This window comes from Arthrobacter sp. FW306-05-C (assembly GCF_021801725.1).
Classification (GTDB): Bacteria; Actinomycetota; Actinomycetes; order Actinomycetales; family Micrococcaceae; genus Arthrobacter.
This window is the reverse complement of the sequence record NZ_CP084556.1, coordinates 744,564-764,929: the sequence shown is the minus strand read 5'-3', so window position 1 is coordinate 764,929 and position 20,366 is coordinate 744,564. Positions and strand designations below refer to the sequence as shown.

The window sequence follows — 20,366 nt, the reverse complement described above, 5'->3', positions numbered from 1 at the left end:
GCTGCGCAGCGCCATTTCAGGCACCTCAGTGAAGCAGTTTAGGGCATTACAACGCTAGTGGCGCAATAGTGTGCTCAACCAGACATAGCGCTGGTTTCGGCCCCTGCTGCCGCATGCTCGGAGCGGGCGTGATCCGCTCCCGCGGACACCCCGCTCAGTGCCGGCAGCCAGCCCCAGCGGGTGGCTTCAGCCATAGCGCCTGTGGCCTGGGACTCGGATTCATACGTGAACGTGTCCAGCAGCCAGTCGCGGAGCCGGATAAGCAGGGTTGCCGTCATGCCTGCCAACGTACGCAGCGATTGTTGTGGCCACGTTTCGTGTGGGTCTCCCCCGGATTAAATCGGCTGCCGGAAGCTCAGGAGGGCGGAGCGGTGCTGCTGCGCAGGACGAGTTCGGGCTCCACCACCAGGGTCTGCGGCCCGTCCATACCGTCCAGTGCCTTGAGCATCATGTCCATGCACCGCCGGCCCAGTTCTTCGAAGTCCTGCCGGACCACCGTCAGCGGCGGGCTGAAATAGCCGGCTTCGGGCTGGTCGTCGAAGCCCACCACGGATATGTCCTCCGGTACCTTGATACCCGCCTCATTCAAGGCACGCAGGACCCCCAGCGCCATCTGGTCGTTGCCCACAAACAGCGCAGTGGCACGTCGGGTGGCTGCCACTTGCCGGCCAATGGCATAACCGCTCCCGGCGCTCCAGTCCCCCTCGATCATGAGATCGGCCTCGAGACCGGCCGCGTCCAGGGTGCACCGCCAGCCGTCCGCGCGCGCCACCGCATCAATCCAGTCCTGGGGCCCGGCCACGTGTCCGATGCGGACATGGCCCTGTCCGATGAGGTGCCGCACGGCCAGTTCGACCCCCCGGCGCTGGTCCACCTTGACCCCGCCAACAGCGTCGTTTCCTGTGGTCCCCACGGCCACCACAGGCACTCCAAGGGGCAGTTCCGCGAGGGCGGCGGGCATCTCAAGGTGCGGAACAATCACCACGATGCCTTCCACCGACTGGTCCAGGAAGTGCCGGACGGCAGCCAGGATCGCATCACGGTTGACCTCCCGCAGGGCAGCGACGCTGACGAAGTACCCGGCGTCCCGTGCGGCGCGTTCCACCCCCAGCAAAGTGTTGGCAGGCCCGTACTGCGAGAGTTCGCTGGCCAGCACCCCGATGGTCTGCGAGCGCCGGGTGACCAGGCTCCGGGCAGCGGAGTTGCGGCGGTAGCCCAGCTGGGCAATCGCCGCCTCCACCCTCTCACGGGTCCCCGCGCTCACATTCGGGTGGCAGTTGACTACCCGGGATACTGTCTGGTGCGAGACGCCGGCCAGCTCCGCCACGTCCTCAAGCCTCGGCCGCCGCACCATGCGTGGTCAGATCCCCCCGGCCAGCTTGTAGTAGGCGGCGTTCCAGTTCAGGTCTTTCTTGAACTGGCGGATGGTGGTGCCTTCGTCGATGGTGAGCAGTTCGGTCCTGGCGATTTCCGCGAAGTCCTCGAACACATCCATCCCCACCTGGGTGGAGAGGACGGTGTGGTGCGCGGCGCCGGCGGTGAGCCAGGCGGCGGCGGAGGTGGCGAAGTCCGGCTTGGGCTGCCACAGGGCACGGGCCACGGGCAGGTTGGGCAGCGGCTGGTCAAGGGGAACGACGTCGACGGCGTTGGCCACCAGGCGGAATCGGTCCCGCATGTCCGACAGGGCGACGACGACGCCCGGGGAGGCGTCAGCGTCGAACACCAGGCGAACGGGGTCTTCCTTGCCGCCGATGCCCAGCGGGTGGATTTCCAGGCGCGGCGTCTGCGCGGTCAGGGAGGGGCAGACCTCCAGCATGTGGGCGCCCAGGATCTTCTCGGATCCCGGTTCCAGGTGGTAGGTGTAGTCCTCCATCAGGGAGGCCCCGCCGGGCAGGCCGGCACCCATCACCTTGGCAGCGCGCACCAGGATGGCGGTCTTCCAGTCACCCTCGGCGCCGAAGCCGTAGCCGGCGGCCATGAGCCGCTGCACCGCCAGTCCGGGCAGCTGGCGGAGGGCTCCCAGGTCCTCGAAGGACGTGGTGAATGCCGCGGACCCGTTGCCCTCCAGGAAGCTGCGCAATCCCAGTTCAATCCGGGCGCCGTACCGCAGCGATTCGTGCCGGGCCGCGCCTGCGCGGAGCTCCGGCACCACGTCATAAAGGTCCTCGTATTCCGCCACCAGGGCGTCGACGTCGGACTCTGCAGCGCCGTGCACGGCGTCGGCGAGTTCGTTCACGGACCAGGTGTTGACCGCGACGCCGAACCGCAGCTCGGCCTCCGTCTTGTCGCCCTCGGTGACGGCCACGTTGCGCATGTTGTCCCCGAAGCGGGTCAGCCGCAGGGTCCGGACGGCAGCCCAGCCGGCGGCGGCGCGCTGCCAGGAACCGACCTGGCGGGCGACCTCGGGGTTGGAGACGTGCCCGACGACCGTCTTCCGGGCAATGCCCAGGCGTGACTGGATGTAGCCGAACTCGCGGTCGCCATGCGCGGCCTGGTTCAGGTTCATGAAGTCGAAGTCGATGTCCGCCCAGGGCAGGTCGCGGTTGGCCTGCGTGTGCAGGTGCAGCAGTGGCTTGCGCAGCAGGTCCAGGCCCTGGATCCACATTTTGGCGGGGCTGAAGGTGTGCATCCAGGCAGTCACGCCGATCACGGAATCATCCGAGTTCGCCTCCAGCGCGGTGCGGCGGATGGCGTCCGAATCGGTGAGGACCGGCTTCCACACGATCCGCACCGGCACCGCGGAGGATGCGTTGAGCTGGTTGGCAATCTCCTGTGACTGGGCAGCTACCTGCTTGAGGACCTCCTCGCCGTAGAGGTGCTGGCTGCCGGTGAGGAACCAGACCTCGTAGCCGTCGAGGGAGGTGTTTGCTGCGGTGCTCATGGATTCTCCTGGAAAGTCGGTTCTTGGCCTACTGGCCGTACACGTTCTGGTAGCGGGCGTAGAGGGAGTCGATGTGGTCCTGCTTGATGGGCAGCGGTTCACCGAGTTGCCGGGAAATATGCACGGTCCGCGCAACTTCCTCGCACATGACGGCGGCCTTCACGGCGGACCGGGCATCCTTGCCGATGGTGAACGGGCCGTGGTTCTGCATCAGGACCGCGGGCGAGTTGCAGTTCTTCAGCGTCTCCACGATGCCCTGGCCGATCGAGTCATCGCCGATCAGCGCGAACGGTCCCACCGGAATCTCGCCGCCGAACTCGTCACCCATCATGGTCAGCACGCACGGGATGGCTTCTCCCCTGGCGGCCCAGGCGGTGGCGTAGGTGGAGTGGGTGTGCACCACCCCGCCCACCTCGGGCATGTGCCGGTACACATAGGCATGGGCGGCCGTGTCCGAGGACGGCGACAGCGGCGGGTTGCCCCAATCCACGGTCCCGCCACCACCGACGTTGGTGCCCCGAACCGGGGTGCCGTGCAGGTCGGTCACAATCATCTGCTCCGGGGTCAGCTCCTGGTAGGAGACGCCGGAGGGCTTGATGACCATGAGGTCTGTTCCCGGTACACGGGCCGAAACGTTGCCTGCGGTCCACACCACCAGTTCATACCTGGTGAGCTCGGCGTGCAGGGCGCAGACTTCCTCCCGGATCCGGGCGATGGTTTGCAGGATCGCCGGAGTTACCCCGGTACCGGCGGTCATGCGGACACCTCCACAGCGGTAGCCGACAGGTTGCCAGTCCCCGGCAGCCCAGTCCGGGCCGCCTTGCGCTGGATGGCCTTAAGCCGGTGCATGACGTCATTGCTGCCGCGGCCGAAGTAGTCGTGCAGCGTTCTGTACTCCTGAAACAGTTCGTCGTACGCGGCCACGTTTTCCGGTATCGGGGTGTAGACCTCCCCAGGTTCGGCGCCCATGGCGGCGGCAGCTTCGCGGATGTCCGCGTACTGTCCCGCCGCGACGGCGGCGTGGATGGCCGAGCCCAGCGCCGGGCCCTGCCCGGAGCCGATGGTGGACAGCTGCAGGCCGGTGGCGTCCGCGTAGATCTGCATCAGGAGTTTGTTTTTGAGCAGGCCGCCGGCCACGATGAATTCCTTGACCGGGACACCGGCATCGCGGAAGGCGTCCACGATGGTGCGGGTTCCGAAAGCCGTGGCTTCGAGCAGCGCGCGGTACGTGTCTTCCGGCCTGGTAGCCAGCGTCTGGCCCACCACGATCCCGGAGAGCTCATGATCCACCAGGACCGAACGGTTGCCCGAGTGCCAGTCGAGGGCGATCAGGCCATGCTCCCCGATGGCCTGCCGCGAGGCGAGTTCGGTGAGGTACTCGTGGATGCCCAGGCCCGCATCCTTGGCAGCCTGGTGGTATTCGGGCGGGACGCCGTACTTGGTGAACCAGCCAAAGATGTCCCCCACGCCGGACTGGCCGGCCTCATAGCCCCACAGGCCGGGCACGATGCCGCCGTCCACTGCCCCGCACATGCCGGGCACCTCCCGGAGTTCGGTGCCGTTCATGACATGGCAGGTGGAGGTGCCCATGATGGCCACCAGCTGGCCGGAGTCCACGGCCTTGGCAGCCGGGGCCGTGACATGTGCGTCAACGTTTCCCACGGCCACGGCGATGCCCTCCGGCAGTCCGGTCCAGGCAGCAGCCTCCGCGGTGAGCGTGCCGGCAGCGTCCCCCAGCCGCCCGATGGTGTGCTCCAGCTTGGAGCTGACAAAGTCCTTGAAGTCCGGGTTCAGGGCCGCCAGGAAGTCCTCGGACGGATACCGGCCATCCTGGTAGATGCCCTTGTAGCCGGCGGTGCAGGCGTTGCGGACGTAGCGCCCGCAGAGCTGCCAGACGATCCAGTCGGCCGCCTCTACCCAGTGGTCCATGGCGGCGTATGCTTCCGGGTCCTCTTCCAGCAGTTGCAGGCCCTTGGCGAACTCCCATTCGGAGGAGATCAGTCCCCCGTAGCGTGGAAGCCAGTCCTCGCCCCGGTCGGCAGCGAGCCGGTTGATCCGGTCAGCCTGCCCCTGCGCTGCGTGGTGGCGCCAGAGCTTCACATAGGCGTGCGGCCGGTTGGCGAAGCCGGGCAGTTCGTTCAGGGGGGTGCCGTCAGCCTTGACCGGCACCATGGTGCAGGCGGTGAAGTCTGTGGCGATGCCGACGACGGCGGCAGGGTCGATCCCCGCGTCCGCCACTGCGGCGGGGACGGCCTTGCGCAGGACTTCCCGGTAGTCGTTGGGCACCTGGAGTGCCCATTCGCCGGGAAGCCTTGCGGGACGTCCGCCGGATTCGGCGCCCGCTGTGTCTTCGGGCAGGGAATCGGTGACCACCGCGTGCGGGTACTCGTGGACGGCGCTGCCGAGTTCCCTGCCGTCGCGGACCCGCACCACCACGGCACGGCCCGAAAGGGTCCCGTAGTCCACCCCGATGACGTAGTGGTCTTGGCGGGAGTCGGAGCTGGAAGTGAACAACGTTTCTGGCATGGGTGGCCTCCGTCCGGGAGGCGGGAGGCCTCATTACCGGGTTTGTAGGGGTCGGGGTCGAGCTAGGTGCTGCAGCAAGTGTGAACGCTAACAAGAAGGAAGTCAATGGAACCGAAAAAGTTGCGAAATTTCGATGGCTTGCTCTTGTTAGCGTTCACAAAGCGGTCTATATTGAACCGACACATCAACAATGTGGCCAGGACCAGGAAGCGTCGGTGCTGCCTGTCCAACAACACTTCGCGGCAATGCTGCCGCGGAAGGAGAAAATGGTGAGAATCAAAAAACTCATGGGCGCGGTGGCCCTTGTCCTCGCCCTGACGGTGGGCGCCACCGGCTGTGGCTCCCGGGGCGGAGCCGCCACCGAATCCGGCAGTGCCGCCAAGCCCGGCGATTCACTGGTCGGGATCTCGATGCCCACCCAGACCTCCGAACGGTGGATTGCCGATGGCGCCAACGTGGAGAAGTCGCTGAAGGACCTCGGCTACAAGACAGACCTTCAGTTCGCCAATGACGACATCCCCACGCAGGTGTCTCAGATCGAAAACATGCTGACCAAGGGCGCCAAGGCCCTGATCATCGCCGCGATTGACGGCACCACCCTGACCGACGTCCTGGCCAAGGCCAAGGACCAGAACGTCAAGGTCATCGCGTACGACCGCCTGATCAACGGCACCCCGAACGTGGACTACTACACCACGTTCGACAACTACACCGTGGGCGTGCAGCAGGCCACCTCACTGCTGACGGGCCTGGGCCTCCTGGACGCCAGCGGCAAGAAGGTTGACGGCAAGGGGCCGTTCAACATCGAGCTTTTCGCCGGCAGCCCCGACGACAACAACGCCAACTTCTTCTGGAGCGGCGCCATGGACACCCTGAAGCCGTACATGGACGCCGGCACCCTGAAGGTCCCCAGCGGCCAGACCAAGTTTGAGCAGGCCGCGATCCTTCGCTGGCAGGCACCGGTGGCGCAGAAGCGCATGGAGGACATCATCACCTCCGCCTACAGCTCGGGCACCAAGCTGAACGGCGTCCTCTCCCCGTACGACGGCCTGTCCATCGGCATCCTCTCTGCCCTCACCAGCACCGGCGGCTACGCCAAGGGCAGCCTGCCCGTGGTCACCGGCCAGGACGCCGAAAAGGGTTCCGTCAAGTCCATCATCGCCGGCGAGCAGTACTCCACCATCTTCAAGGACACCCGCCAGCTCGGCGCGCAGGCCGTCAAGATGGTCGACTCCGTCCTCAAGGGCCAGGAGCCGGAAACCAACGACACCAAGACCTACAACAACAAGGTCAAGGTTGTCCCGGCGTTCCTGCTGAAGTCCGTGATCATCACCAAGGACAACTACAAGAAGGAACTGATCGACTCGGGTTACTACACCGACGCCGACGTCAAGTAGTCAGCGTCAGGGGGCTGTGGCCTGGGTATCCGTCCCGGGCCACAGCCCCACCCGCAGCCTCCTGCAGCAGCAGGAAGGCAAGCTCCGAACAGTCAGTGGGAATTGACGATGAACACACCCATTCTTCAAATGCGAGGAATCACCAAGACGTTCCCCGGCGTGAAAGCGCTGCAGGACGTCACCCTCGATGTGAACCGTGGCGAGGTCCACGCCATCTGCGGGGAAAACGGAGCCGGAAAGTCAACGCTCATGAAAGTGTTGTCCGGCGTCTATCCACACAACACCTTTGAGGGGGAAATCCTCTTCGAAAACGAGCCCTGCCACTTTTCCAGCATCTCGGACAGCGAAAAGCGCGGAATCGTCATCATCCACCAGGAACTGGCCCTCAGCCCGTACCTGTCCATTGCCGAGAACATCTACCTTGGCAATGAACAAGCCACCAACGGGTGGGTGGACTGGCGCAAGACCAACCTGGAGGCAGCAAAGCTGCTGGCCCGCGTCGGCCTCGACGAAAACCCTGTCACCCCCGTGCAGCACATCAGCGTGGGCAAGCAGCAACTCGTGGAAATCGCCAAGGCGCTGTCCAAGGAAGTGAAGCTGCTCATCCTGGACGAGCCCACTGCCGCCCTTAACGACGAGGATTCCGGCCACCTGCTGGACCTGATCCTCCACCTGAAGGGCCAGGGCGTCACCAGCATCATCATCAGCCACAAGCTCAATGAGATCCGCAAGGTGGCTGACGCCGTCACCATCATCCGGGACGGCAAGACCATTGAGACGCTTCGGCTGGACGAAGGTCAGATCACGCAGGAACGGATCATCCGCGGCATGGTGGGCCGGGACCTGGAGAGCCTGTACCCGGACCGCGAGCCGCACATCGGCGATGAGGTCCTGCGGATCGAGGACTGGTCCGTGCGCCATCCCCAGGACCACACGCGCATGGTGGTCAACAACGCCAACCTGTACGTCCGGAAGGGCGAAGTGGTAGGACTGGCCGGGCTCATGGGCGCTGGGCGCACGGAGCTTGCCATGAGCGTCTTCGGGCGCACGTACGGAACCGCCACGTCAGGCAAGGTCTACAAGTACGGCGAGGAAATCAACACGGCCACGGTGTCCGACGCCATCAGGAACGGCATCGCCTATGCCACGGAAGACCGCAAGCACTACGGCCTGAACCTCATCGAGGACATCAAGCGGAACATCTCCCTGGCGGCCCTGCGCAAGCTCGCCAAACGCGGCTTCGTGGACAAGAACCAGGAAACCGTGGTGGCCAACGGCTACCGGAAGAGCATGAACATCAAGGCTCCGTCGGTGGCGGCCATTACCGGAAAGCTCTCCGGTGGCAACCAGCAGAAGGTGGTGCTGAGCAAGTGGATGTTCTCCGATCCGGACGTGCTCATCCTCGATGAACCCACGCGGGGAATCGACGTTGGCGCCAAATACGAGATCTACACGATTATCGGGAAACTCGCGGCCGAAGGAAAAGCTGTCATCGTCATCTCCTCGGAACTGCCTGAACTGCTGGGCATCTGCGACCGCATCTACACGCTGGCCGCCGGCCACATCACAGGTGAAGTTCCCATTGCCGAGGCCACCCAGGAAACCCTGATGCACTACATGACCAAAGAGAAGGAATAGCGAAATGTCCGCCCTCAGAGAATCGCTCGGATTCCTCACAAGCCAACTGCGCCAGGTGGGCATCTTCGTTGCCCTGATCCTGATTGTCCTGCTGTTTCAGGGACTGACCGGCGGGATCCTGCTGGAACCACAAAACGTCACCAACCTGGTGGTCCAGAACAGCTACATCCTGATCCTGGCCATCGGCATGGTCATGGTGATCATCGCCGGGCACATCGACCTTTCCGTCGGCTCGGTGGCCGGGTTCATCGGCGCCGTGGCCGGCGTCATGATCGTGCACTGGGGCTGGCCGTGGTGGGCCGCCATCCCCGCCTGCCTGCTGGTCGGCGCCCTGGTGGGCGCTTGGCAGGGCTACTGGATCGCCTACGTGGGGATTCCTGCCTTCATCGTCACACTGGCGGGCATGCTGATCTTCCGCGGCCTGACCCTCATCACCCTGAAGAACCAGCAGATCACCCCCTTCCCGGCCGAACTGCGGGCCCTCGGCGGCGGCTTCCTTCCCGACCTCACCGGCGGCACCTCCGTACTGGAGTGGCTCACCGTCATCCTGGGCGTCGGGGCCACGGCCGCGCTGCTGATCCAAGCGCTCAAGGAACGCCGGATCCGCCGGAAGTTCGACCTCGAAAGCGAGCCCCTGGTGTGGTTCGTCATCAAGACCGCCTTCACGGCGCTGCTCATGCTCATCATCACGTTCCTGCTGGCGTCCTACCGCGGCACCCCGATTGTCCTGGTGGTCCTGGCCGCCCTGGTGATCGCGTACACGGCCCTCATGAACAACAGTGTCTTCGGCCGGCACACATACGCCATCGGCGGCAACCTGCATGCGGCTGAACTGTCCGGCATCAAAACCAAGGCCGTAACGTTCCGGCTCTTCGTAAACATGGGCGTGCTGGCCGCGTTGGCGGGCCTCGTCTTCACCGCCCGGCTCAACTCGGCGCAGCCGGCCGGTGGAACCGGCTTCGAACTGGATTCCATCGCCGCGGCCTTCATCGGCGGCGCCGCGGTCACCGGCGGTATCGGAACCGTCGCCGGAGCCATGATCGGCGGACTCATCATGGGCGTGCTCAACAACGGCATGTCCATCCTGGGCCTTGGCACCGACTACCAGCAGCTGATCAAGGGCCTGGTGCTCCTTGTCGCCGTGGGCTTCGACATCTTCAACAAGAACCGCAGCGGTGGCGGCGGCGAAATTGGGAAACGGTTCAAGCTGAAGACCTCCCCTCCGCCCGCACAGGAGAAGCCGGCTCCGGCCAGCGAAGCAGTGGAAGCGGGCGTCAAGTAGGACGGATCTCCACCTGCGCTCGTGGTGGCCCCCGTTGCCCGGAGCCAGTCCCGGCAACGGGGGCCTTCCCTGTTCCCGGCTCCAGCGCTTTCCGCCCCTATCAGGGTGCTGCGGCCAGGCCCGCGGCGAAGTCGGCCGGCGCGCGCCGGCGCCGGCTCAGCAGCATGAAGGGTGCCGCCAGCAACTGCACCGCGCCGCCCAATGCCAGCGATGCAGGGTAGCCATAGAGGTCGGCGGCCCGGCCGAGCACGGGTTGCACCACCACTCCCCCGCTGGAGCCCATAAGCGAGGCGAAGCTAAGGACCGTGGCCCGCTGCTTCGAGGCGATCATGTCGTTGAGGTAGGCCTGGCGCACCGGGGTGCCCGCGGAGGCCACCACGGCCCACAGGGCCAGGAGCACCAGCGCCAGCCAAAAGACCTTCGTGGCCAGGAGCACCACCAGGACCACCGAACTGGCGACCGTGGAAGCGATCAGCACGGTGGTGCGGCGGCGGACCAGTTTCCGGACCAGGGGCGCCAGCCAGCCGCCCACGATGTCTGCTCCCGCCACGATGGCCGCTGCCAGGCCTGCGATGGCATAAGCCTTGGGATCGCCAAAAAGCTGCAACAGGTAGGGCTGGAGGGCATAGAAGACGTAGAACCCAACGCCTTCGGTGAACGGGGCAGCGAGCATCATGAACCGCACCGGCGGATTCCTCAGCCCGCCGTCCACGGACGCCTTCAGGACTGCGCGGGTGGCCTGCAGGGGGTGGGCCGAGCGCTCTGGTGTGAAGCCGACGTCGTGCATCAGCAGGAAAGCCACCACGAACATTGCCACCAGGACGACGACGCGCAGCAGGAACGGCACGCCCAGGTTGGTGGCCTGGGCAATGACCCCGCCAGCTACTGACCCTGCCAGCATGGCGATGCCGGAAACGATCTGGCCGCGGCCCAGGACGGTTTCCAGGCCGCCGTCGTAGCCGGAAAAGTGCAGCGCGTCCACCAGCCAGGCTTCCACTGCCCCGGAGAAGAACGTGAACCCAAGGCCAAGGAGGGACGACACGGCGGCCCACCACCAGAACGGCGCGGACAACTGCCACAGCAGGTAGTAGAGGTAGGTGGACCCGGCCAGGGTCACCGTGCCCAGCAGGAAGGAGGTGCGGCGCCCCCAGCTGTCCGCCACCACCCCTGTGGGCACCTCAAACAGGACCATCCCGGCCGTGAAGAATGCATTCGCGGCGAACGCCTCCAGGTTGCTCAGCCCGGCATCGAGCAGGAACAACGTATTGATTCCCCAAATGAACGACGCCGCAAGGGTGTTCCCCAACGTCAGCGTCAGGTAGACGGTCTGGATCTTACGAGCTGCAGCATTCACTGGGCGGCGCCCCGCATCATTCTTCCTGTCCGGACCGGATCAGGATGGGCTGAAGTTCGGCGGTACCGGCTCGTGCCGCAGGTACTGCCGGCGGAACCGACCGGTGCCGGCGGTCAGGGCCCGCAGTTCCACGGCATACCGCAGGAGTTCCTGGTCCGGAACCTCCGCGCTGATCTCCGTGAGCCCCTCCCCCGACGAGGTGGTGCCGGTAAGGCGCCCCCGACGGCCGAACAGATCGCTCATCACGGAGCCGACGTGTTCGTCGGCAACCGTGATGGACACGGAGGACACGGGTTCCAGCAGCTGGACCTTACCCGCGGCCGCCGCCTCCCGGAGCGCAAGGGCCCCCGCCGCCTGGAACGCCGCATCGGATGAATCCACGCTGTGGGCCTTGCCGCCCGTGAGGGTCACGCGCACGTCCACCACAGGAAATCCCGCAGAGACCCCCTTCTCCATTTGCGCCCGCACCCCCTTCTCAATGGATGGGATGAACGTTCCCGGGATGACTCCACCCACCGTCTTGTCCACGAACTCGAACCCGCCGCCGCGATCCAGCGGCTCCACCTCGATGTCGCACACGGCGTACTGGCCGTGGCCGCCGGACTGTTTGACATGCCGGCCATGGCCGGCGGCGGCGGCTGCGAAGGTCTCCCGCAGCGGCGTCACCACGGCCACGGTATGCAGCTTCACGCCCTGTTCGCGCAGCCGGTCAAGGACCACTTCGGCGTGCGCCTCGCCCATGCACCACAGCACCAGCTGGTGCGTTTCGGTGTTCCGGTCCACACGGAGGGTTGGGTCTCCCGCCGCGATCCTGCCCAGGCTGCGGGCCAGGGCGTCCTCGTCGCTGCGGGAGTCGGCCTCCACCGCGACCGGCAGCAGCGGCTCCGGCATCTCCCAGGTGGCCAGCAGGAGCGGGTTTTCCCGACTGGAGATGGTGTCCCCGGTTTCGGCGCTGCCGAGTTTCGCCAACGCGCACATGTCCCCCGCCACGCAGTAGGGAACGGGCCGCAGGGTGGCTCCCAGCGGGGAGTAGATATGGGTGACGCGTTCATCGGTGTCGTGGTCCTGGTGGCCACGGTCAGCCAGACCGTGGCCACCTACATGGACGGGCGAGTCCTCGCGCAGCGTCCCTGAGAAGACCCGCACCAGGCAGATACGGCCCAGGAAGGGGTCGTTGGAGGTGCGCACCACTTCGGCGGCGAGCGGACCGGAAGGATCGCAGGCCAGGCGTCCGGCCGCTTGGCCGGACAGGTCGGCGGCGTCCGGCAGGCTGCGTTCCACCGGAGGCGGGAAGGCGCGGACCAGCAGGTCCAGCAGTTCCGCGGTGCCAAGGCCGGTGACGGCAGACGTGGGCAGCACGGGAAAGAACGAGCCGCGGGCCACGGCGGTTTCCAGGTCGGCGGCCAGCACCGCGGTGTCCATGTCCTCGCCTTCCAGGTAGCGGTCCATCAGCGACTCATCTTCGCTTTCGGCAATGATGCCCTCGATGAGCGTGCCCCTGGCAGCCCCGGCCTCCGCGCGTTCATCGGCCGCTGCCGGACGGGCTTCAGGTGCTGCCTCTTCGGCGGAGTAGTCCGTCACCTGCTGCGACAGCAGGCCCAACAGGCCGGTAATCCCGCCTCCTGACCGCACCGGGACGTACAGCGGGAGGACGCCCTCGCCGAACGCCCTCTGGCAGGCGGCAAGGGCGGCGTCGTAATTTGCGCGCGGATGGTCCACCCGGGTGATGACGACGGCGCGTGGCAGCCCCATGTGCGCGCACTCGCCCCACAGGGCGGTGGTGGTTGCGTCGATTCCGTCGACGGCGGAGACCACGAAGAGTGCGGCATCCGAAGCCCGGAGGCCCGCCCGCAGCTCACCGATGAAGTCCGGGTAGCCCGGAGTGTCCAGGAGGTTCACCTTGACGTCATCCAGCATCAGCGGCACCAGGGACAGCGTGACGGACCGCTGCTGGTGCACTGCCGCGGGGTCCGAGTCGCTGACTGTCGACCCGTCCGCGATGGAGCCTTTGCGGGTGATCATGCCGTTGGCTGCGAGCAGGGCCTCGATCAACATGGTCTTCCCTGCGCCGGAGTGTCCCACCAGCGCCACGTTCCGGATGCGGGCCGGGTCCTGCGCCGCGATGCCGCCGGCCTGGTCGGCACGCCTGGCATCAGGCCCGTTCCTGCCGCCTGCCGCCCGCGCTGACTCCTTGGTGCTCTTCACCGACATTGGAACCTCCTGGCATCATTGCCGACCGGACCGAACGTGTCCTTCGATTCGACACCTTGGACGGCGGGACGGCAAGAGCGAAGGCTATTTACTGCGGGCTTTGCGGGTGGCTGCGTCGTTGGCCTTCTGGAGTGCCTTCACCAACTCGTCCTTGTCCATCTTCGAACGGCCCTTGACATCCAATTCCTTGGCCAGCTTGTAGAGGTGATCCTTCGAAGCGTTGGCGTCCACGCCGCCGGCGGTGGGTTCCGACGAACGGATGCCCTGTTCCGCGCGCTTGTCCGACGGGCCGCGTTTTTCCTTGGGCTCCCAGTGGTCGCCCACTTTCTCGTAGCTGTGCTTCAGCGAGGCATACGCTGCACGCGCGGCCCGTTGTTCGTCCTGGTCATAGGACTCAAGGGCGGAATCGTAGGTCTTGGCGAAGGTGTCCTGGGCCTTTTGGTCAGAACGCTGCAGGGTCGAGGGGAGCTCTTCCTTGCGGGCATGGTCGTTCTTGCCGGTCTTGGGCATGTCACCCATCCTCCTTTAGTCAGCACGCTGATCATTTGGATGGATCCAGCTTAGACCCGGAGGTTGCATTGAGCCCCCTGTCGGATTCGAACCGACGACCCCCGCTTTACAAGAGCGGTGCTCTGGCCAACTGAGCTAAGGAGGCGCGCCCCTGGGGGCATGCGCGCGAAGGCGCTAGATAAGGTTAGCCCAACTCCCGCCGGGCGTAAAAACGCTGCTGCAGGTGTTGCCCGAAAGGCAGGGGCCCGCCCCGGAAACGTTCCGGAACGGGCCCCTGCCAGTGCTGTGATTCCTAGCCCTTGGCGGCGATGGCGGCCTGCAGGAAGTCGGGGAACGGCGTCTGGGCGCTGTCTCCCTTGCCCCACTGCTTGCCGTCCACGAAGACGGTGGGCGTACCGGTAACGCCGATGGCGGACGCTTCCTTCGTCGTGAACTTCACGAACGGGCGGTAGGTTTTGTCATCCACGCAGGAGTTGATGTTCACGCCCATGTCGGACGCCATCTTCTTCAGGTCGTTGTCGGACAGGCCGGCGCTGCCCTCTGCGGGCTGCTGGGCGAACAGGGCGTTGAAGTAGTCGGAGTACTTTTCCGGGGCCGTGTTGGCCACACAGGCTGCAGCGTTAGCGGCACGGGACGAGTAGTTGGTGGTGGACCGGCTGTCCAGGAATCCAAGCGCGCGGTACTCGACGGTGATCTTGCCATCGTTTCGCAGCGTGGTGAGCTGGTCGTTGTACTGCGTTTCGAAGTTCTTGCAGACCGGGCAGATGAAGTCGATGTACAGGACCACCTTGACCGGTTTTCCGGCCTCAGCCTCTGCACCGGGGGCCACCACCTGGGCGGGGGGAGTCTTCGGAGCATCACCCAGGGAACTGGCGTCCACGGTGGCCGGCTCCGTCTTGGCTACCTCATTGTTGGCCAGTAGCGTCACGCCGCCGTGGGCGTTGGCGTTGGCAGGAGTGGGTCCCTGGTCCGCGATCGGGGCATTCCGCTGGATGTTGCCGGCAACCACCAGGCCCACGACCACCAGGATGGCCACCACCGCCGCCACGATGCCCCAGCCGATCAGCAGCTTGTTGCGCTTGTCCTTCTTTGCCTGGGCTTCCCGGATCAGGCGCGCTTTTTCGCGCGCCTCCGCCGTTCGCTCAGCCTTGGACTTACGTACTTCGTTTGCGGGGCTCATGAGTTCCTTGGGTCGGTCGACGTAGGGGACCACTTCGTGGCACCCCAACATTTTAGGGGAGAAAGCTGATGGCTTGCGGGTTCAACTATTCCTTCGGCTTGACCAACGGACGAATAGCCCCGATGATTCCGTCCGGCTAGGGTGGCTTAGAGGCACAAGCAACCCCAGGGGGCCGCAATGCAAACACCCGTCCAGGAAAAACCCGCCCGCACAGCAACGGCCGGCGGATCCGGTTCCAGCCACGCCGGCCATACGAAGTACGACTTCATGGTGGTCTCCAACAGACTGCCTGTGGACCGCGTGGCGCCGGGCGACGACAGCGACGACGGCTCCGGTTGGCGCCGGTCCCCCGGCGGCCTGGTGACCGCGCTGGCGCCCATGATGACCAAGACCGACGGCGCGTGGGTCGGCTGGCATGGAGCACCGGACGAAACCGTGAAGCCGTTCAGCCACGGCGGCATGGACCTGGTCCCGGTCCAGCTCAGCACCGACGACGTGGAGCTGTACTACGAAGGCTTCTCCAACGCCACCCTCTGGCCGCTGTACCACGACGTCATCGCCCCACCGGAGTTCCACCGCACCTGGTGGGACGCCTACCGCAAGGTCAACCGCAGGTTCGCCGACGCCGTCGTCCGCCACGCCGACCAGGGCGCCACTATCTGGGTCCAGGACTACCAGCTGCAGCTGGTTCCCCGGATGCTCCGCGAGGCCCGGCCAGATCTGCGCATCGGATTCTTCAACCACATCCCGTTCCCGCCGCCGGAAATCTTCGCCCAGCTCCCGTGGCGCCAGGCCATCATCGACGGCCTGCTCGGCGCCGACCTGGTGGGCTTCCAGCGCGTCAGCGATGCCGGCAACTTCATGCGCTCCGCCCGCCGTTTCCTGGGTGCCAGCGTCAAGCAGCAGCAGGTGCACGTCAAGGACCACAACGGCCAACTGACGCACATTGCCCGCGCACAGGCCTTCCCCATCTCCATCGACGTCAAGCAGATCAGCGAGCTGGCCGCCAGGCCCGACATCATCGAACGTGCCCGGCAGATCCGGCAGGACATGGGCAACCCCAAGACCATCCTGCTCGGGGTGGACCGGCTGGACTACACCAAGGGCATCCGGCACCGGCTGAAGGCCTTCGAGGAACTCCTGGCGGACGGCCGCCTCACCGTGGGCGATGCGACCCTGATCCAGGTGGCCTCCCCCAGCCGCGAGCGCGTGGAACAGTACCGTCTCCTCCGTGAGGAGGTCGAGGGCACTGTGGGCCATATCAACGGCACCTACGACACAATCGAAAACACGGCGGTCCGCTACCTGCACCACAGCTACCCGGTGGAGGAGATGGTGGCGCTGTACCTGGCGGCTGACGTCATGCTGGTCACCGCCCTGCGGGACGGGATGAACCTCGTCGCCAAGGAATACGTCACCGCCCGCAACAACAACGACGGCGCCCTGGTGCTGAGCGAATTCGCCGGCGCAGCAGACCAGCTCAAGCAGGCCCTGCTGATCAACCCGCACGATATCGCCGGCCTCAAGAACACCATCATGACCGCCGTCGAACTCAGCCCCCGCGAAGCCGCCCGGCGTATGCGGTCCATGCGCCGGCAGATCCTGGACCACGACGTTGACCACTGGTCCGCCGATTTCCTGAACGCGCTGAACGAAAAGGTGGTCCGCGATGACTCCTGACGGCCGCGGCACCAGGGCACCCCTGGCGCTCACTCCCGAACTCCGGGAAGCCCTGCGCCGGATCGCCCGGACGGAGCACCTGCTGGTGGCCATGGATTTTGACGGCACCATGGCGCCGATCGTGGACCGTGCACCGGATGCCCGGCCGCTTCCGCGTTCAGCCGCAGCGTTTGCGGGCCTCGCCGTGCTTCCACGCACGACGACGGCACTCATCTCGGGCCGCGCCCTCGCCAGCCTGCGGGAGGTTGCGTCCCCGCCGGTGGACACGCTGCTGATCGGCAGCCACGGCGCCGAAGCGTGGCTGGGCCCAGGCTCCACGGAACTTTCTTTGGAAGAGGACCAAAAAGCGCTCCTGGAAGAAGTGCGGGCCGAGTTGGCGGACATCGTGGCCCACGCTCCCGGCACCTCCCTGGAGTACAAGCCTGCCGGCGTCGTCCTGCACACCCGCCAAGCCCCGGACGACGTGGCGGAGGACGCAGTGTCAGCTGCCAAGTCGGTTCTGCAGGACCGCAGGGGCGTGTTTTTGAAAGAGGGCAAGCGCGTCCTGGAGACCTCGGTGGTTCACGCCTCCAAGGGCGAAGGCGTTGCTTTCCTGAGGCAGGCAACGGGGGCCACCGCTGTGCTGTTCGCAGGCGATGACGTCACGGACGAGGACGCCTTTGGCAGGCTCGAACCCAGCGATGTCGGGGTCAAGGTCGGCCTCGATTTCACCCAGGCCCAGTACCGGGTGGAGGCTCCTCTCCACGTGGCAGAGCTGCTGGAAGCACTGCTCCAGGAGCGGAGCATCGCCGTGGCTGAAGAAGACCCCCAGGCGGCCTCCGGTTAAGGGACGGTCAGCAAGAGTTGTGACGTTCGTAACATTTACGCTAAAAAGAGCAACCTCTGGCATACTCTTTGTGTGATGTGGCGCACAACAAGCGTGCGGCGTCACTCGATGCTCCGCGGAAGCCGCGGAGCATTTTGCAGGAACAAAACTGAATAAAAATGAACCATTCACAACGGATCGTCCGGCACGTACCTGCCGGTGAAGGGATTGATAACTGTGGCTACAGTTACTTTTGACAACGCTACGCGTCTGTACCCGGGCACCGAAAAGCCCGCCGTCGATAAGCTCAACATCGACATCGCCGATGGCGAATTCCTGGTCCTCGTTGGACCCTCCGGTTGCGGCAAGTCCACCTCCCTGCGCATGTTGGCAGGCCTCGAGGACGTCAACGCAGGCCGCATCCTGATCGGCGACCGCGATGTCACCGATGTTCCCCCGAAGGACCGCGACATCGCGATGGTTTTCCAGAACTACGCGTTGTACCCGCACATGACTGTGGCCGACAACATGGGCTTCGCCCTCAAGATCGCCGGCGTCTCCAAGGAAGAGCGCGCCGAGCGCGTCCGCGAAGCCGCAAAGCTCCTTGACCTCGAGCAGTACCTGGACCGCAAGCCGAAGGCACTCTCCGGCGGCCAGCGCCAGCGTGTTGCCATGGGCCGCGCAATCGTCCGTAACCCGCAGGTCTTCCTCATGGATGAGCCGCTGTCCAACCTTGACGCCAAGCTCCGCGTCCAGACCCGCACCCAGATCGCATCCCTGACCCGCCGCCTGGGCGTTACCACCGTTTATGTGACGCACGACCAGGTGGAGGCCATGACCATGGGCGACCGCGTCGCCGTGCTGAAGGACGGCCTGCTGCAGCAGGTTGACACCCCGCGCAACCTCTACGACCGCCCCAAGAACGTCTTCGTTGCCGGCTTCATCGGCTCCCCCGCCATGAACCTGCTGGAACTCCCCGTAGTCGACGGCGGCGTGCAGTTCGGCGGCACCGTCTACCCCGTGCCGCGGGACGTCCTCGAAGAGGCCCACGGCTCCACGGTCACCCTGGGCAGCCGTCCCGAGGACCTGGAAACCGCTCCGCACGGTGAAGGCCTGAAGGTGGAGGTCGACGTCGTCGAAGAACTCGGCGCCGACGCCTACGTCTACGGCCACACCACCCTTGATGGTAAGGACCACGACATCGTGGCCCGCGTCGATGGCCGCCGTCCTCCGATGAAGGGCGAGGTCATCTACGTCCGTCCGCAGTCGGGCCACGTGCACCTGTTCGACACCAAGACCGGCCTGCGCCTCGGCGACTAGTCCTCCCCACCGTTCCCTAGCCTGCGTGGGCCCATCCCACGCACGCAACTGACGGCGGCCCTCCTTACTGGCGGGCCGCCGTCGGCCTTTAACCCATGCCTGCATGGGATTTAGCCGCCCTGCCCCGAGTACGGAAGAATTGAGCCATGACCGAGGAATACAGCGCCCAGTGGCACGACGAACCCACCGACTACGCGCAGATCGGCAAGCTGCCCCGGTTCGTGGCAGCCAGCGCCGATGACAACAAGGCGGCCTCGGTAGCTTCATCGCTGAACATCACGGCCGCGGCGGCTGATCCCGAACTGCTGGACCTGCCATGGCATATCGCCTTGGAGGAGTGGCCGGCAGAGTACCTGGCTGCACTGCCCCGCGGCATCTCCCGGCACATCGTGCGGTTCGCGCACCTGGGCGGCTCCGTGATCGCCATCAAGGAAACCTCCGAGCACGTGGCCCGCCACGAATACCACATGCTCCGCAAACTCGCCCGTCTGGACGTCCCGTGCGTGGAGCCGGTGGCAGTGATCACGGGGCGCACTACCCCCGACGGGCGCCCACTCAACCCGGTGCTCGTGACCCGCCACCTGAAGTTCTCCATGCCCTACCGCGCGCTCTTTTCCCAGATGCTTCGCAAGGACACCCTCACCCGCCTCATCGACGCGCAGGCACTGCTCATGGTGCGGTTGCACCTCATCGGCTTCTACTGGGGCGACGTCTCGTTGTCCAACACCCTGTTCCGCCGCGATGCCGGTGCTTTCGCCGCGTACCTGGTGGACGCTGAAACCGGTGAGCTCTACCCGGACCTCTCCACCGGCCAGCGTGAATACGACCTGGAGATTGCCCGCGTGAACATCGCGGGCGAGCTGATGGACCTGCTGGACGGCGGGCTTATCGAGGAAAAGGTGGACCCGGTGGCCACCAGCGAGCTGATCATGGACAGCTACCGGCGGCTGTGGGCTGAGCTGACCGAGAAGGAATCCTTTGAGCTCGGCGAGCGTTGGCGCGTGGGCGCCCGCATCCGGCGGCTGAACGAACTCGGCTTCGACGTCGAGGAGTACGCCATCAAGACCACCCAGAACGGCTCCACCATCCAGCTGCAGCCCAAGGTGGTGGACGCGGGACACCACCAGCGGCGGCTCCTGCGGCTCACGGGCCTGGATGCGCAGGAGAACCAGGCCCGCCGCCTCCTCAATGACATGGACTCGTTCCGGGCCGACAACAACCCGGAGATGGACGAGGAATACAGCGCCCACCTTTGGGTGAGCCAGATCTTCGAGCCGATCGTGCGCTCCATCCCGAGGGACCTCTCCGGCAAGCTCGAGCACGCCGAGGTGGTGCATGAGGTCCTGGAGCACCGGTGGTACATGTCGGAGAAGCAGGAGCGCCACATTCCGCTGGCAGAGGCCGTGCAGTCCTACATCGACTCGATCCTGCGGCACCGGCGGGACGAGGCCGCCATCATGCTCAACCCGGACACCGAGCTGCTGAAGATCCTCGAGGTGGAAAACGAGGAGTCCCGCTACGGGGCCGACGAATCCGCGGACGAATACCCGGACTCGGACGACTGACTAACTGCGGATGACCG

Annotated in this window: 16 protein-coding genes and 1 tRNA gene; 7 read left to right on the top strand and 10 right to left on the bottom strand. The window is 65.6% G+C overall.

Going from position 1 to position 20,366, the window contains the following annotated elements; translation table 11 throughout:
- Positions 1-74 precede the first annotated feature (74 nt).
- From LFT44_RS03605 to araB, 5 genes are all read right to left on the bottom strand, one after another.
- Entirely contained in the window at positions 75-278 is a 204-nt protein-coding gene (locus LFT44_RS03605) for a hypothetical protein (RefSeq protein WP_236801138.1), read from the bottom strand.
- A gap of 77 nt (positions 279-355) precedes the next feature.
- On the bottom strand, positions 356-1,354 hold the full coding sequence (locus tag LFT44_RS03600; RefSeq protein ID WP_236801136.1) for a LacI family DNA-binding transcriptional regulator: 999 nt from the start codon (positions 1,352-1,354) through the stop codon (positions 356-358).
- A 6-nt stretch (positions 1,355-1,360) separates the two neighbouring features.
- On the bottom strand, positions 1,361-2,881 hold the full coding sequence (gene araA / locus LFT44_RS03595) for an L-arabinose isomerase (protein ID WP_236801134.1): 1,521 nt from the start codon (positions 2,879-2,881) through the stop codon (positions 1,361-1,363).
- 28 nt (positions 2,882-2,909) lie between these two features.
- Positions 2,910-3,638, bottom strand: a complete 729-nt coding sequence (locus LFT44_RS03590) for an L-ribulose-5-phosphate 4-epimerase (RefSeq protein WP_236801133.1) — start codon at positions 3,636-3,638, stop codon at positions 2,910-2,912.
- Complete coding sequence (araB, locus tag LFT44_RS03585) at positions 3,635-5,407, bottom strand: ribulokinase (RefSeq protein WP_236801132.1); 1,773 nt, start codon at positions 5,405-5,407, stop codon at positions 3,635-3,637. Before araB ends, LFT44_RS03590 begins: the two co-directional genes overlap by 4 nt.
- A 266-nt stretch (positions 5,408-5,673) precedes the next feature.
- Here araB and chvE point away from each other — a divergent pair, with 266 nt between their 5' ends.
- From chvE to mmsB, 3 genes are all read left to right on the top strand, one after another.
- Complete coding sequence (chvE, locus tag LFT44_RS03580) at positions 5,674-6,804, top strand: multiple monosaccharide ABC transporter substrate-binding protein (RefSeq protein ID WP_442863763.1); 1,131 nt, start codon at positions 5,674-5,676, stop codon at positions 6,802-6,804.
- Positions 6,805-6,912: 108 nt separating this feature from the next.
- The gene (gene mmsA, locus LFT44_RS03575) at positions 6,913-8,442 is read left to right on the top strand and encodes a multiple monosaccharide ABC transporter ATP-binding protein (RefSeq protein ID WP_236801131.1); all 1,530 of its coding nucleotides are present in this window, start codon (positions 6,913-6,915) and stop codon (positions 8,440-8,442) included.
- Positions 8,443-8,446: 4 nt separating this feature from the next.
- Positions 8,447-9,724, top strand: a complete 1,278-nt coding sequence (gene mmsB / locus LFT44_RS03570) for a multiple monosaccharide ABC transporter permease (RefSeq protein WP_236801130.1) — start codon at positions 8,447-8,449, stop codon at positions 9,722-9,724.
- 100 nt (positions 9,725-9,824) lie between these two features.
- Here mmsB and LFT44_RS03565 read toward each other — a convergent pair whose 3' ends face one another.
- The 5 genes from LFT44_RS03565 to LFT44_RS03545 form a co-directional block, all read right to left on the bottom strand.
- Entirely contained in the window at positions 9,825-11,078 is a 1,254-nt protein-coding gene (locus tag LFT44_RS03565; RefSeq protein WP_236801129.1) for an MFS transporter, read from the bottom strand.
- A 39-nt stretch (positions 11,079-11,117) separates the two neighbouring features.
- On the bottom strand, positions 11,118-13,289 hold the full coding sequence (locus LFT44_RS03560) for an elongation factor G-like protein EF-G2 (protein WP_236801127.1): 2,172 nt from the start codon (positions 13,287-13,289) through the stop codon (positions 11,118-11,120).
- Positions 13,290-13,373: 84 nt separating this feature from the next.
- Positions 13,374-13,799 carry a ChaB family protein gene (locus LFT44_RS03555; protein ID WP_236801126.1) on the bottom strand — a complete coding sequence of 142 codons (426 nt, stop codon included), beginning with the start codon at positions 13,797-13,799 and terminating at the stop codon, positions 13,374-13,376.
- 71 nt (positions 13,800-13,870) lie between these two features.
- Positions 13,871-13,944 (bottom strand) — tRNA-Thr (locus LFT44_RS03550).
- 147 nt (positions 13,945-14,091) lie between these two features.
- Entirely contained in the window at positions 14,092-14,979 is an 888-nt protein-coding gene (locus tag LFT44_RS03545) for a DsbA family protein (protein WP_236801125.1), read from the bottom strand.
- Positions 14,980-15,156: 177 nt separating this feature from the next.
- Between LFT44_RS03545 and LFT44_RS03540 the strand changes: the two genes are divergently transcribed.
- The 4 genes from LFT44_RS03540 to LFT44_RS03525 all read left to right on the top strand — a co-directional run bounded on the left by LFT44_RS03540 (position 15,157) and on the right by LFT44_RS03525 (position 20,349).
- Positions 15,157-16,659 (top strand): alpha,alpha-trehalose-phosphate synthase (UDP-forming), encoded by a 1,503-nt coding sequence (locus LFT44_RS03540; RefSeq protein WP_236801124.1) that lies wholly within the window; start codon positions 15,157-15,159, stop codon positions 16,657-16,659.
- A complete protein-coding gene (gene otsB / locus LFT44_RS03535; protein WP_236801123.1) occupies positions 16,649-17,485 on the top strand; it encodes a trehalose-phosphatase in 837 nt (278 codons plus the stop codon). The genes LFT44_RS03540 and otsB overlap by 11 nt, the downstream gene beginning before the upstream one ends.
- A 216-nt stretch (positions 17,486-17,701) precedes the next feature.
- The gene (locus LFT44_RS03530) at positions 17,702-18,784 is read left to right on the top strand and encodes an ABC transporter ATP-binding protein (protein WP_236801122.1); all 1,083 of its coding nucleotides are present in this window, start codon (positions 17,702-17,704) and stop codon (positions 18,782-18,784) included.
- 146 nt (positions 18,785-18,930) lie between these two features.
- On the top strand, positions 18,931-20,349 hold the full coding sequence (locus LFT44_RS03525; RefSeq protein ID WP_236801121.1) for a DUF4032 domain-containing protein: 1,419 nt from the start codon (positions 18,931-18,933) through the stop codon (positions 20,347-20,349).
- The last annotated feature ends 17 nt before the right edge of the window (positions 20,350-20,366 follow it).

Bases quoted from the DNA above. Each gene is read 5' to 3' on its own strand.
- mmsA (WP_236801131.1), top strand. From the start codon at position 6,913: ATGAACACACCCATTCTTCAAATGCGAGGAATCACCAAGACGTTCCCC.
- chvE (WP_442863763.1), top strand. From the start codon at position 5,674: ATGGTGAGAATCAAAAAACTCATGGGCGCGGTGGCCCTTGTCCTCGCC.
- araB (WP_236801132.1), bottom strand. From the start codon at position 5,407: ATGCCAGAAACGTTGTTCACTTCCAGCTCCGACTCCCGCCAAGACCAC.
- otsB (WP_236801123.1), top strand. From the start codon at position 16,649: ATGACTCCTGACGGCCGCGGCACCAGGGCACCCCTGGCGCTCACTCCC.
- LFT44_RS03555 (WP_236801126.1), bottom strand. From the start codon at position 13,799: ATGCCCAAGACCGGCAAGAACGACCATGCCCGCAAGGAAGAGCTCCCC.
- LFT44_RS03590 (WP_236801133.1), bottom strand. From the start codon at position 3,638: ATGACCGCCGGTACCGGGGTAACTCCGGCGATCCTGCAAACCATCGCC.
- LFT44_RS03525 (WP_236801121.1), top strand. From the start codon at position 18,931: ATGACCGAGGAATACAGCGCCCAGTGGCACGACGAACCCACCGACTAC.
- LFT44_RS03540 (WP_236801124.1), top strand. From the start codon at position 15,157: ATGCAAACACCCGTCCAGGAAAAACCCGCCCGCACAGCAACGGCCGGC.
- araA (WP_236801134.1), bottom strand. From the start codon at position 2,881: ATGAGCACCGCAGCAAACACCTCCCTCGACGGCTACGAGGTCTGGTTC.
- mmsB (WP_236801130.1), top strand. From the start codon at position 8,447: ATGTCCGCCCTCAGAGAATCGCTCGGATTCCTCACAAGCCAACTGCGC.
- LFT44_RS03545 (WP_236801125.1), bottom strand. From the start codon at position 14,979: ATGAGCCCCGCAAACGAAGTACGTAAGTCCAAGGCTGAGCGAACGGCG.
- LFT44_RS03605 (WP_236801138.1), bottom strand. From the start codon at position 278: ATGACGGCAACCCTGCTTATCCGGCTCCGCGACTGGCTGCTGGACACG.
- LFT44_RS03600 (WP_236801136.1), bottom strand. From the start codon at position 1,354: ATGGTGCGGCGGCCGAGGCTTGAGGACGTGGCGGAGCTGGCCGGCGTC.
- LFT44_RS03560 (WP_236801127.1), bottom strand. From the start codon at position 13,289: ATGTCGGTGAAGAGCACCAAGGAGTCAGCGCGGGCGGCAGGCGGCAGG.